A 14,183-nucleotide genomic window follows, 5' to 3' on the forward strand; every position below is an offset into this window, starting at 1 on the left:
TGTGCTTAAGTCAGATTTAAAAGTTCCATCAAGTAATAGCCTAAGTACATTTATCCCATTTTTGAGAACAAAAGATAAACATTACAAATTTTGCTGGGATACTGTTCTTGGATATTTTGTTCATTCTGCCTATAACAGAGCATTGTTAAACATTGAACTTGACGGCTTTAAAGCACTTTGTGAAAAACGATTTGCTGAAATACTTGATGAGCCAAACTTTTGGAAAGAAATAGAAGCGATGTACTTCGAGAACGAAGAGCTTTTTAAGATTTCACCAGAATTATTGATGTTTAAAGCGACAAAAGATGAAATTGACCCTAACAGCAAAAAGCTTGGCGATACGCTTGCTAGTCTGCTAAACGATTTCTCTGTGGATTCTTCGCCTGAGACAAACTTAAATATTCTTGCAAAAGAAATTAAAGCTCAATTTGATGCATTCTACGTTTCAACCAAAGTTAAACAACCGGTTAAGAAGAACCAAACTCCATACCTACCGTTTTTAACAAAGTGCTTCCAACAGGATTTGGAGTTTCTTAATTCGCGCCCCAGTTATTTAGTTGCGCAGTTCTCTGACTTCATAAAGCTTTACAGCTTTCTATACATTTCCCAGTTGGCGCTAAACATTAAAGATTGGAAAAATGGGGCTCCATCCCATAAACCGTGTTTCTTCATTGTTGACAACGAAAAAGCGAGTAGAGAACGGACTCACGTTCAGAACTATGGCTATGGGCAATTAGTAGAGTATTTGAACTACCTTTTCCCTTATTTAGTTATAAATGAAACCTTACAAGAAAAAGGAGAGACTAAACCCTTGTGGCAGCTCTTTGAGGCAATAAAAGGTGACACAGCAGCCCTGTCTAATTTGAATCAATTTACGGAAGATTTTAGCGAAGCTCGTTCAAAGTTTTACAGAAATCCCATATCTGTAGAAGAACAAACACTTACTGAAGATGCTTTTCAGCAGCTACTCAACTTGTCCTACTGGCAATTTGATAAGAAGCGAGGCACTTTGGAGGAATATAATCAAACAGCAGTTAAAGGTGTTTTAAAAACCATTTGCGCCCCTTTCATTCAAAAACGTGGACAAGCCGGTCAAGTACTTACGTTCAATCAAGACTATATTGTTTTACTCACTAACTTAGCAATCGGAGAGAATGAAAAGTTGCGTTTGCATGAGTTAATAAAAGCCTTTGAAAGTCGTGGAATATATTTTGACAAACAGAGCCAACAAAATTTAGTCAATTTTTATGAACGCATGGGAATAGTTGAAAGAATGAGCGATAGCGGAGATGCAGTATATGTCAAAAAAACAGTTTGAAGATTTCCTTGTCTCTCATTTTAACAATTGGGCCAAGCAGTCTCTGATTCCCGGGCATCGCTATCAATTTGCAACCCCTGACAATGTTAGGGGTCAGAAACTTCACTCTGCATTTTTAAAACAGCAATCGAGATATGTTGAAGTAAAAGGTACCAAACTTCCTTGTATTGAGTATGAGAAAGCTTCACTAATTCCCGTTTTTCATAGTGATGAGAGCGGATTTTCAGAAAATTTCATATCACATTTACGTGACGAAATAGCAGCCCAGCCAGAAGTACTAGATGGCTGCGCCCTACTCATTATTCACAACTCCTCTTTAGATACAATAATCAATTCAGCTGAAGACGTTGCACAACAGGGGCATGTCTGGAACCCTGAAAATATAAAGCATATGCTTTACCAAGAGCTTGACCAGAATGATGAGAAGCTGAAAGTATCTGAATGCTTACTGGATTATCAGTTTGATCAAATTCTCGATGATAAAGCGACTATGTTTGGCTTTGAAGAGCTTTATTACGCGGTGTCTGATGGCGACCTAAGATTTCCGGAGCTGGGGCTATTAAACGACGAAGCTATTTTGTCGTGGAACAACGAAGAACAAATACATTTTCGCATACAAGAGAATAAAAAACTAAGTGATGAATTAAACTTCATTACAGAGCATTTTCCTAATGAACTTCCGGAAAAGCTTGCTTCTCTAGACTTCAGTGAAACGTTTGTAAAAGAGCATTTTGAAACAGAAAACCCCGACCAGTGGCGTGAAAGTCTTGAGCTTGAGCAGTGCTATCAGGAGCAGCAAAAAAATCGTACAAACCTTCTGGAATTGGAAAAAGAGTCAACTTTATTTGGCGAACTACTAAAAAAAGGTAAGTCCGATAAAGGTGCTGGGAAAAGAGAACGACACCTAATATTGCTTCTTGAAGAAGAACAAAACGAGTTCAACCTTGAATTTACCTTTATTAATGGGCGCATTTCAACGTCTAGCTGCACAATACAGCACAATAAAGAACAACCCCCAATATCTATAGATATTAACAATAGTGGTGGGATTAGAAGCAGAATTGTATTAACTAGCAATTTCGACGGAGAGGCTCGGTTCTTTTCTCTTCAAGTCAAAACGGATAAGCCTCAAGAATCACATAAATTTCGAGTATTAGTCCTTCGAAAAGGTGACTTTGATGTAGCTCACTTTGAACATATATACTTGGTAGACTCGGCTAAGAAATGGATAACACTACAAACTGACGATCAAGTTTTGCAAGTCAGTGATAAACAACCGACCTTCGTTATTACCGAAAATTACCAAACAATTCCTGCTGCCGATTACGGCATTGTTGACTTTAAACAGCTTGCCTCAGAAAAAGATGAAATCTTCTTCTGCGTACAAGGTCAGTACAGTGAACTGTTATTCAATGTAGAAGGTGAAGTATCGACTGAATCGTTAACCCTTCCATTACTGTTAGATCAGGGGCGGTTTAACTACTTATTTGAAAAAGGCTACAACGGCCAATTTAACAGGAATAAATCAAAAGTACTTTTAGATGGTAAAGAAATTGCGCCCAAGCAGCGAAGATTAGAACTACTTCAAAATGAAGCGCAACTTCTAGATGAGCGAGTACTTTCAAAACATTACGCTTCAGATGACGTTTGCTTAGACAGCATTAGTAGCGATTACCCTGATCTTTTCGCTGAATATAACAAGCTTTTCGATTACCTAGTAACTAACAGAACATTAATCAGTATTGCCGGTTGGGAGCCGGAGTTCAGAGAAATCGTATCAAGAATCGTTGATATATATATCGATAAAATTTCTAAGATTCCATTCGATGCCCCGCTTAGCCAAGCGCATAAGAAGTTAGTACTAATAGGCTTTGCTGAGTTTGAAGAACGAGGAATAGTTCAGGAATATATTACGCCATTCCACCCAGCTGTATTAGCCTATAACTTGAACGTAGCAAACGCTTTGCTTGGCGATAAACTCGACTCAGGCAGCTTCAAAGAACTGCCTTCGATCACAATAAACCGATTGAGTGCGCAAGGTTTACTACCATTTATCTATGACCCTACTCATGATTTTTCCTATAACCATGCGGAAAAAGAAAATGTATTTTGGTCTAGGTTAATACCACAGCAAGATAGCAGCTATGACTATGTTCGGTCTTTAGTTTCAGACAAAGTCGAGAAGTTCACGGCAGCGTTCAAGCACCTATTTACTGCCGGTAGTAAAACAACACTAATCATAAACTCTGTAAACAACTTACATAATGAAGAGTTATTTTTAGGCGTTGTAGATTATGTAAAGCGTAAAAAAGGTAAAATTACGCGCATTCATGTAAATCTATATAACGAAGAAGACCATTACACGTGGTTCGATAGGTTTGCAGACACTGCAAGTTACGATGAAATAAAAAGCCTATGTGAATTAAACAGAGGACCAATCAAAGAACAGGCAGATACGATTGTTGACCTGCTACGCACACGACTAACCTACAGTAAGTTCCAGATCACGGACAATCACGACTCCCAAGCGTATGCACATATCTGTTTCTTCAAAAATAATGAGCGTGTTAGAGCAGAAGATATAAACGTCCTCAAGCAAAAAAGCGGAGTTGTATGTCATGGTTTAATGCCTGGCGAAGCTGCATCTAATAAGCACGGTAGCTTTTATACAGCTTTTGGTTTAGAGGGAGTAAATACGGAAAGCTCTGCACCTCTGAAGCTTATAGAAAAGTACTCTGCACTTATTAAACCAGCTCGCTCAAATCATGTGCAATATACATCGACAAGATCTCAGGCATTAGTGGTAACCGACAACTTTAAAAACCTGCTTGATGTTTCTTACAAAAATTCAATTTGGACCACCATCATCGATCCCAAAGTAACGTTAGATTTCTTTGAGGGTGAAAAGGATATGGTGCTTATTCATTATTCAGATAACTACACTAACTCGGTTAACTATGATGCCATCACGGTAACTGAGCAGACTGACCTGTATCACAAGGTACTGGATAACGATAACGGCGGCCTTATTGGAGAGTTTAATGCATTCAATGGTGAATGGTTACTTAACTTGGTTACCGCTAATAGTAATGAGCGAAAGGAAAAAAGAGGCATTTTAGGCGCATACAAATTTGTTAACTGCCTACTACACAAGTCAGACATTACGTGGGTACCACTCTCTATCGCTGAAATCATAAGGGTAGCGGGAAATCTTGGCTTAAAAGCAAAAGAAAGTGACTTTTCGAGATTCTCTCAAGGCTTCAAGTCTGGCGCTATATCAGACGACGTTTTATTTGTAGGCTTCAAAGACCATAAGCTTATCCTTCTACCTGTTGAAGTTAAAACGGGCAAAAGACAGACCCACAGCAAAGGCGTAACGCAAGCTAAAGAGCTTAAACGCTACTTTGAAGAGCTATTAGGTAAAACGAGTTTAGCCAGTCATTTGTATCGCGGTTTGTTTATTCGTCAGATTATGATGCAAATCGATAAGTACAAGCTTTATGACGTATACCCAAATGACTATTTCAAACCAGTTACAGACAACTTTGCTTGGTGGTTACAGGGTGATTATAGCCTAGCGCAATTAACCAACTATCCAGAGGCAATGTTGTTCGTAAATGTTGAAGATAAGGACTTTACTAAGGCCAGCTTTACCCAGGTTCAAGATGTCTTAAAAATTGAGATTCCAGCCGGCGATTTGACCGATTCACAGGGCAACATAAGTCACATACTTCGAACACCACTGCAAAAACTTTACGCCGAATTAAAACCAGTAAACCTATATCACATAGAAGATAAATATATTCTGGATGGCGAAACGCAAATAGAACCAATAGCGTCTTATGCTGGAAGTGAAGAGACAGTACCCGCAGTTAGTACTAAAACTGACATTGAAATAGAAAACAATACGATAGGTGAACCATCTGCGCCACCTGCTGAAACAGCCAATGCAAAGCATTCAGAAGTAAAACGCAAAAAAATGCCTGAAAGCGAGTTACTGGAACTTTATCAACGCATTATCGATTGTTACTACAGCTACAATATCCCAGTTTCAAAACCTACAAGCGAAGCGCCTTACGTTGAAGGACCCGCTTCAATACTTTTCAGAGTTGAACTTAACCCTGGCACGGACCCAAGAAAGCTATTTGAAAAGTCGCAGGCATTAAAGCTCGACCTAAGGCTTGAACAAGAGCAAGAAGTTGGGTTCGCGATAGATAAGGGTTGCGTGACAATCGATGTGCCCAAAAGCGACAGCCAGCGATACTATGTTGACCAAGAGGACATCTGGCCGTCATGGCAACGCCCAATCAACGCATTAGAAGTGCCATTGGGGGAGGACCGGTTTGGAAACGTTGTGAAAATAAACTTTTCATCTTCTAACTGCCCTCACCTTCTTATCGGTGGCACAACCGGTAGCGGTAAATCAGAAGCTCTCAACACCATTTTGTATGGCATGTGTGAACATTACAGCTCATCAGAATTGCGACTAATGCTGATTGACCCTAAAGGTACTGAGCTTAATGATTTTGAGCGATACCCTCACTTACTAGGACAAATTGGCTGGGACGACGCTGACGCACTCCAACTATTGAGTGAAGCGGTAGAAGAGATGCAAAGTAGATATGCCACGTTCAAAAAAACTGGCGTTAGATCTCTCCCGGATTACAACGCGAAAGTGAGCGATGAAGAGCGAATTCCCTGGTGGATTTTAGTGCTAGATGAATACGCGGATCTTACTTCAGATAGAGAAATGAAGAAGGACATCGAAGCCGAGCTTAAGCGTCTAGCCCAGAAAGCTCGTGCAGCTGGTATCCATCTAATTATTGCCACTCAAAAACCCAGTGGGGATGTCATTAGCACAAACTTACGTTCTAACCTTCCAGCACAATTAGCACTTCGAGTGAAAAATGGTACAGAGAGCCGTGTAATTCTTGATGACCAAGGTGCGGAGGTGCTTAATGGCAAAGGAGATGCTTATCTCAAGTCCGAAGGTAAGTTAGTAAGAATACAATGTGCTCAAGTTACAACATGATAAAAGGGATATGATCAAAGTGGAAACAAAAAAATATGAATACGACGCTGTACGCGTTATCCAAACAGAAAATAGTAAGCCGTTAATTTTGTTTGGGGCTAAAGCAACTGATATTGAGCAATGGGCTGGAATTCCACAGAAAAAAACATTAAACCCTGGCTCTGCTGAGACGACCGGTTTTCAGAGGACAGAAAATCAAAATCGATTACGCCAACTCAGCAGCTTTTACCAAAATAAAGAAAATGTAGTTCAAAACAATTTAATATGCAGTCTCAGAAAGCTTAAGGGGTGCAAGGTTGAATTTTTAGAAAGCCAGCATTCAAAGATGGTGGGGAAATTAATAATAGAGTTCCCAGACTTTTACACTGCATCCTGGCTTGCATTGTTTGGCCTGCTGAGAGAGTCGCTGGAGTCGCGAATCGGTGCAGTAGCTGTAGATACTTCATCACCCAAATATCTTGAACTAAAATCAAGAGTTGGTCTATTTTCAGAAGATAATGAAGCAAACTCCGAAGACATAGAAGATGATACTGAGGGAGATAGTGAAGGTGGTATAGAAGCAGCTATTTACGAAGAAAGCCACCTAAATGACTTTTTAGAAGATATAGCCATCAGGCATGAATTACTTAAAGAGTTAAATAATGAAGAAATTGACAAAGATAAATTTCTTGGCTTCGACCGTGTTTCGTTAATTTCATTTCTTTTACCTATAACGTTAGTTGATGGACAACATCGTTTGAAAGGTGCAGTGCTCGCGGCTGAAGAAATTGCAAATAATCAAAGACAAGAAGGTTTGGACCTTATAAAGAAAGGAGTTTCCCCAGAAGAAGTTTTTTCTGGTTTGAAAAATAAGTATTCTAGAGAGTTGCCTATTTCACTATTGATGGAAGACGAACCAAAAGAGCAAGTTTTTCAATTTGTTGTTATCAATCAAAAAGCAACCCCAATAGGTAGGTCACTATTAGGCACTATCATCTCTACGACACTAACCTCCGAGGAAATGGAATCGGTAAACGAGCGATTACTTGCTTCCGGGATTGCGCTTGATGATGCTAGAGCTATAACGTGGGCTGTTAGGAACGCCGCAAGCCCCTTCTATGGACTTGTTGAAAGGGGCACGCAAAGCGAGCAGAAAGATTTACTTCAATGGAATGTAATGGGTTCACTAATCAGTATATTTAGGGAGCTAAAAGGAGGGAAATTGTTTCATGCTAAAAATGATTACGCAAAGCGTTGGAAGGAAAAGTTTCTTACCAAGAGTGAAATAGTCAGGTCCGACGAATTCATGGATGCTTATCAAGAATGGAGCGCTCTCGATGGACCATGGCAACAGGTATTTATTGCGTTCTGGAATAAAGTAAAGCAAGAGCTCTCACAAGACGAAAATCCAAGTCGCCATAACTACTGGGGTAATACGAGGAAATCTAATATTTTTAACAAGATATCCTTAACAATTTTAGCTTCAGACTTTTTCAAATTTTTAGTTACAACAAAACAAGTTATTAACTCGGTTGATGACATTAATACATTGGTAAATGACTGGCTTGAAGATGTAAATAGAGCTTACTTTGACCAAGACTGGGAATTGGCCGGGATCAAAAAAGACAGTCCTGGTATTCGAGCTAGATGGGCCGAAAACTGGGCGGAGTACAGAGAGAGTCCAGATCAGCTTCCTCAAGCAAAAAGCTACAGAAATGCTAAAAAATCATGACATTACATATAGAAAGCCAGCTAGCAGGAAGTATTTTACAACCAAATAATAACTGGGATATTTCTGTCCAGAAACAACTATCGGCTTTTAAAAATCCTGATTACTTAATTGGACCTCGAGTCGACCTACTTCAAGGGGACATTTCAAGAGAGTGGTTTAAATGGATCGTTGACCAGTTTGTAGATAAGAGATTTTTTAACGAAAAAACAAACTTTTTTGAAATTTACACTGACGTTAGAGACAGTATAGAACTTTTGATAGGCAATCAGAAGGACGAAGATGACAAACAAAAAATTTCTGAACTAATAAGTATCAGTGTTGAGCAACGTATCAACTTTTTAAAGCAAGATGATAGAAACCGAAAAAACATAACAACAACAATAAAAGAAGATTTATTGACAATCTATGGTCAAGAACCGAGGTGCTGGCTTACAGGATTAAAATTTTCCCAAGAGGCTGTTTTTAATTTTACAGCTAAGAAAGTAGATAAACAGCCAATACAACTTCCCACATTTGTAGATAGATACAGACCAATAGGAACAAATGAAAGAGATCTATGTATCGAAGTCGACCATCTATTTCCTTTTTCTTACGGAGGCCCAGATGATTTGAATAACTACCGTTTAATTTGTGGTTGGGCTAACAGAGTAAAAAGCAACCACATTACTGGATACAGCACGGGCACAAAAGTAAGCGGGGCTAGTAAACTTTTCCCTACTAGTTTTTATTATTGGGTGATAAGAACCTTAGGGTTAAAAAGAAAATGTGAAGTAGCTGGGTGTAATAACAACATTACGAACTCGGAGTTAACTGTATGTTCACAACTGGGAAGTTCCAAAGCAATCACACCTGTGAGCATGAAGGTTATTTGTAAAGACCATGATAATAGAGAAAACAGATATATTCGACGAGATTCAGTGAAAGAACGTTTTTTATTATAGCTTTCCGATTTCTCTATACTTGGTAGAAAGGTAGAAAACAAAGTGATTTTGCTGTTAAAAAAGCGACATCACGAAAAGTTACTGTTAGAAAGGAAGTAACTTATACCTCTACTTAAATGTAGCTTGACAAAGTCAACTAAAGTTATCGTTGAGAGTTCTTTTTGCTTCTCGTAAGCTTGCCGAAGAACAGCAAGATAAACATCCGCATACTCCCCAGCGAATACCTTCCAACTCATCTCAACATTACTGTCAGATGGGATATCTTCAACAGGTGGAACAGTCTCTTCTGCAAGCGACATACACAATGCCCATCGGCAAAGCACATTCCAGTTTTCGATACCTGTTTTTGATTTGAGGCGGATAAGCTGTTGTTTTTGCTTCTCAGATAGCCTGATTGTATCGATAGTATTAGCCATTAAAATAGCCCTCTGAAATAGTGGACGATTTAAACTCTTCGTCGAAAGCAATTTGATATTCACGATTTACGAACGGCTTCAAGTCGTCGTAATACTTACCGGTGATTTCTTCGTCGGTAGATAGAAGTAGTACTTGGCTAGCCGCTTTTGGGAAGTAATTTTTAATAAGTTTAGTTCGATGTTTGCCATCTAAGCGACCTAATGGTGTATCGATAACCGTTGGAAGTTCTTTGCCTGAAGCTTCAGCCAACGCTGACAGAATAGCAATTGCAAGCAGCTGTCTTTCACCTGCAGAAAGGCGATTTGGTGCTAGCTCTTCTCCCTCATGGCTAAGCAACGTTAGGCTAAAGGTTTCTGTATCCACAGAAACAGCGTTAATCAAACTATCTTTACGAGTTAGCCCGATAAACTTCTCAGCTATTTTTTGTTCAATTAGCGCTATGTTTTCTTTGATCATAGATTTCGCGAAATTATGCATAGTCGCTTTTAGCTTATTCACATGCTCACATACTTGAAGCGTACGTTTTTGTTCAAACGTATCTTTATTCTGCTGAGTTAAAAGACTTGTATATCTTGTATTTAACACGTCACGTTTTGCGATTGCTTGTGCTAACAGCGCTTTGTTATGTTCTAGTAGCGTAGTCTTACTCTCAAATTCTGCTTCGAGTGCTGCAAGTTCACTTAGAATAGCCTTTACATCGTTATAGTCTGGTATTGCTTCTTCTTGCTTGATATATAAAGCTTCTTTCTCTTTTAGCTCTTCACGAACCTTTATAAGCTTTTTGCGCTCAGCTTGCTCGCTCGCAATACGCTCATCAAGCCCGGTAAAAATACTTAGTGGTAAATCGATGTAACAGTCGCTAGCAGCAAAACCTCTGCGCTCGTTTCGATTATCTTCAACAAGTTGATTAATAGCGTTTAGAGTACTCGTGTCGACCTTACCTTGCGTTAAAGTATTCAATATCTGTCCTTCATAGTCAGAAATTGAAGCGTCGAGTTCTTTAGCTTGTTTTGCTTTCGCTTCTATCGCTATCTGTTGTTTAGTTTCCTCTAACAGCTTTGGTATAAGTCCAAGCGGACATGCGCCAGCATCAATCTTTACCCTTTGCTGTAAATTATCTTTTAATTGGCGATCTATCGCGCCAAGTTCAAATTTGATTGAATCGCGTTCTTCAATCAAGTGAGCCCCTGACATACGAGCGGTCTGTCGTGCTTTTTTGATTGCTACATTAAGACCACTTATTTCTTCTTCTAAACTTGCAGCTTCATTTCTTAAAGCGCGTAACAAAATATCGTGCTCGCCTATTTCATCTTCACAGTCTGAAACTCTTTTTATTAGGTTTTCATCAATATTGCTTTTTTTACGTTCGTTCTCGATAACGGTTAAATCTGAACGTAGTTGAGTGAGTAAATCTAAGCCTAATAAATTCTCTAGTCCGGTTTGGATAAGCTCAGAGCTTCTTTCAGGGTTCGCTAAGTTTTCAATTTTCTCACCGTCGAAGAAGAATAAGTCGGATAGTGACTGCGGTATAAACTCATTTACGAAATCATCCCAGTTTGAACTTACGAATTCATCTACCTCGCCGTTACAAAAAACTTTTAGTTTATCTTTTGTGTTCTCGGGGCTGCTGGCAACCGACCAAGCGCGTTTAACGATATAGGTGTATTCATCAGTTTCAGCTTTATGCGTAAACTCAAGCGTTAATGAAACATTTTCAGATTGGTCAGAAAATCTATTTTTGGTACTTGCTAGAAAAGAGCCAAATGCTTGGGTTCCACGATTAGAGCATTTAGCGTGTTTTCCATATAAAACCAACTGTAGAGCATCTAAGAAGGTTGTTTTTCCACCGCCATTTAAGCCGCCGAATAAAACAATAGGCTTTTCTTCTGTTACCGTTAAATCGACAGTGTGGGTACCTTTGTAGATTCCAAAGTTTTCTATGGTTAATGATTTAAGTTGCATTAGACGTTTTCCACACTCTCAATTAATAAAGAGCTATAACCATCTTCTTTCAATGACTTCGTTATAATCGCGATACTCTCTTCAAGTGACTCTTGTTGTTGTTGCAGCTCTTTTACAGCATCACTATGCGCGCTTTCTGCTTGGGAATTAGTTATCTTAATTTGGATATGTTCTAGCTCTATCTGTCTTCGGTGCCTTTCTCGTTCTAACGCAAATTTTTTCGCCTCGAATAAGTTATCAAACGCACCTTTATCTAGTACATCGTTAAGTTCATCTTTCAACTTGGCACGACGCAGCTGATTTCTGTATTTGTTAGAAACGTTTAGCACAGCTCGCATTTGCTGATAGAGCAAGCCATCTTCATCGCCCTGCTCTGCACAATGTGCTTTTAGCTTGTCTAACACGCTCTTGTTTATTATCGGGTGATGCGCCCTGCGTTTACCCGGATATGCTTTTCCAATAACTTGTTCGTAAATCAGGGGTAATGAGTCTTCCGCTTCATGCTTATCGTTAAGCCATACTTCTCTTATACCCTCTAATTCTTCAATCGAAATTAGCTCTAGATCATTTACTTCTGCAGGAGCCATTTGCTGAACAGCTACTTGTGCCTCTAGTACTTTTCTAAGCATATGCTCTCTGAACGACTGAACATATGGTCCTGGCACTAGGTCTGCGCCGTGTTTAGTTACATGTACGGTTAGAGTTCCGTTCATGCGCCTAAAATCGCGGTTGCCTTTATCTCGTCTTAGCTTTTCTAATTTCTTGTCATGACTAGCATCATTAACTTCAATTTCGTTTCTTAGCATTACGAGCGGCATCATCCACTCTTTCTCGTCGTCATTGGCGATCATGGCATTCATCGATTTGTCTTCAGACACCATGGTACAAACGTAGCAGCCAAATCGACTGTCGCCACAACTTTGCGTTGATTTATCAACTACTAAAGGACACTCTCCGCCTTCTGTTGCGCCTTGATACATACCCATTAAGTCATGATTTGGGAAATCCCACGGATTTTTTATGCTGTTTAAATAAATCCATACATCATCATTGGTCCAGTGACCTATCGGGGTATAAACCCACACTCTATCCAACGAACCGTTCTCTGTTAAACCTAATGCTTTCCGAGTATTCGTTTCTGAGCTTTCAAACCTATCCATGCTGGCCGCCCTGGCAGAACTTTCTGCCTTGCGAGTTCCTAACACCAAAATAGCCTCGCCATTCTTGTCGGCAAGGTTCTGAATAAAGCTATTAGAAGGCGATATTTTAAGACGGTCAGTACACCAGCGAAATTTAGCTCGCGGTGCGGGGTAGCCCTTACCTATTAGGTTGTACCAGAAACGGTTTTTAACTTCGGGAACTAGCTTATGAGGAACGATCGGCAAATTCTGTTCTTCAGCTGCCGCTTTCATTTTTTCTAGTGATTTATTTACCCATGAAGACACAACTGGATTTTCAACTAAAGTGTCGGTACTGATTACATGTACTTTCTTATCGGCCTTTCCTTCCTTCACTAATTCTTGAAGGGCATACCATACCAATTGTAGTGTAGCTGTAGAGTCTTTACCGCCGCTATAACCGATAACCCAAGGGATACTGTCACTAAGGTAGAGTTTTTTTACGTGTTCGATTGACTGAGAAACAGAATTTTTTAAACCAACTTCATTAAAAGCTGATTGAATACTTACTTGGCTCATTGTTGAGTAACCTCTTTTTGCAACGCCTGTTCCGCTAATAGTTCGCTTTCAGACAGCTCTATACTCATCAATTGTTTGATTTTGATACACGTTAACTTGGCTGCTTTTGTGTTGTTGTACATGCTTCCGTTTACAACACACCTCCCCGCCCAGTCAGAGTTACTTCTAGACCAATCGACTTTTTTCAGTCGTTTTAGTGTTCGTTTCCACTTTTTGTCATGCTTGAGTAACCAACAGCCAAGTAGCCCTAACGCATGGAAAGTCACGGAGTACGCATTGATTGATTCTTCCCTGATTTCACCGCCAGAGGCCTCATCATTACAGACGAGAATCCAACTCGGCATGTTTACTAAAACCTCATGCCAGTATTCTGAAGCAATGGGCGTTAACTCTTGATAGTTAGCCTCGGTAATATTGCCCAAAAGCGCCTTTGTAGCGGTGTTTACTGCACTGTGACTTACCAGCTTTTTAGAGCGAGGCCCAAGGTTGCTTTTCTCCATATGAACAAGCTTTCGTAACTGCTCGCTTTCGAAAATTATCGTTTTTGATAGCTTTGCGTCAGGACTATCACCGTAAGTGATGCTTAATGATGAATCCGTCTTAACTGGATAGAGATTTAAATCTTTAAAGATTTTCTGACGTTCCTCTAAAGACTTGCTTGCGAAGAAAACAATAGAAATCGTTTCATCACCTAGTGTTGGGTCTTGTGTTAGAGCTTCTTGAATAGCTGCGTTCCGATGCTGACCGTCTGTGATATACAATTCGGCATCTTCATCAATAACAAGTGTGCCAATTTTTTGCTCGTGCTTGGCTTCGCCAATAGCTAAAAACTCCGACTCACCGTCAATACATGCCGTAAGCGCTGAGAATACGTAATCATCTCTGTTGGCCAATATATAATTAGCAATATCAGGAATGCGCTCTTCATTGATGATCCGCTGCGCTCGTTTATCTACAGGCAGTTGCCCTTCATCAAAACTGAATATCTTTTTCAGTCTTTTTAAGGGGCACATTACGATAAAATATTCGTCATTTGCCTGCTGTCCTTTGATTGCCGGAAAGGACATCCCTGATGCTATCTGTGACATATTTTGACTTAAAGTTA

General features: G+C 39.6%; 8 protein-coding genes. 4 read left to right on the top strand and 4 right to left on the bottom strand.

Annotated elements, in window-relative coordinates:
- Position 1 precedes the first annotated feature (1 nt).
- From dptG to D1814_RS07060, 4 genes are read left to right on the top strand one after another with little or no spacing between them, the layout of a single operon-like run.
- Positions 2–1,318, top strand: a complete 1,317-nt coding sequence (gene dptG, locus D1814_RS07045) for a DNA phosphorothioation-dependent restriction protein DptG (protein ID WP_118490858.1) — start codon at positions 2–4, stop codon at positions 1,316–1,318.
- Positions 1,299–6,350, top strand: coding sequence for a DNA phosphorothioation-dependent restriction protein DptH (gene dptH, locus D1814_RS07050; protein WP_118495333.1), 5,052 nt, complete (start codon positions 1,299–1,301; stop codon positions 6,348–6,350). The genes dptG and dptH overlap by 20 nt, the downstream gene beginning before the upstream one ends.
- Before the next feature lie 19 nt (positions 6,351–6,369).
- A complete protein-coding gene (locus tag D1814_RS07055) occupies positions 6,370–8,061 on the top strand; it encodes a hypothetical protein (protein ID WP_205422071.1) in 1,692 nt (563 codons plus the stop codon).
- The gene (locus tag D1814_RS07060; RefSeq protein WP_118490860.1) at positions 8,058–9,002 is read left to right on the top strand and encodes a hypothetical protein; all 945 of its coding nucleotides are present in this window, start codon (positions 8,058–8,060) and stop codon (positions 9,000–9,002) included. The genes D1814_RS07055 and D1814_RS07060 overlap by 4 nt, the downstream gene beginning before the upstream one ends.
- Before the next feature lie 68 nt (positions 9,003–9,070).
- On the opposite strand, the gene dndE is transcribed toward D1814_RS07060, so the two are convergent.
- Genes dndE through dndB form a run of 4 tightly spaced genes read right to left on the bottom strand, consistent with a single transcriptional unit; the run spans position 9,071 to position 14,166 of the window.
- Positions 9,071–9,418, bottom strand: a complete 348-nt coding sequence (gene dndE, locus D1814_RS07065; RefSeq protein ID WP_118490862.1) for a DNA sulfur modification protein DndE — start codon at positions 9,416–9,418, stop codon at positions 9,071–9,073.
- Positions 9,411–11,381 carry a DNA sulfur modification protein DndD gene (dndD, locus tag D1814_RS07070; RefSeq protein WP_118490864.1) on the bottom strand — a complete coding sequence of 657 codons (1,971 nt, stop codon included), beginning with the start codon at positions 11,379–11,381 and terminating at the stop codon, positions 9,411–9,413. The genes dndE and dndD overlap by 8 nt, the downstream gene beginning before the upstream one ends.
- On the bottom strand, positions 11,381–13,078 hold the full coding sequence (dndC, locus tag D1814_RS07075; protein ID WP_118490866.1) for a DNA phosphorothioation system sulfurtransferase DndC: 1,698 nt from the start codon (positions 13,076–13,078) through the stop codon (positions 11,381–11,383). The genes dndD and dndC overlap by 1 nt, the downstream gene beginning before the upstream one ends.
- Positions 13,075–14,166 (bottom strand): DNA sulfur modification protein DndB, encoded by a 1,092-nt coding sequence (dndB, locus tag D1814_RS07080; RefSeq protein WP_118490868.1) that lies wholly within the window; start codon positions 14,164–14,166, stop codon positions 13,075–13,077. Before dndB ends, dndC begins: the two co-directional genes overlap by 4 nt.
- Positions 14,167–14,183 lie beyond the last annotated feature (17 nt).

This window comes from Alteromonas sp. BL110, assembly GCF_003443615.1.
Lineage (GTDB): Bacteria > Pseudomonadota > Gammaproteobacteria > Enterobacterales > Alteromonadaceae > Alteromonas.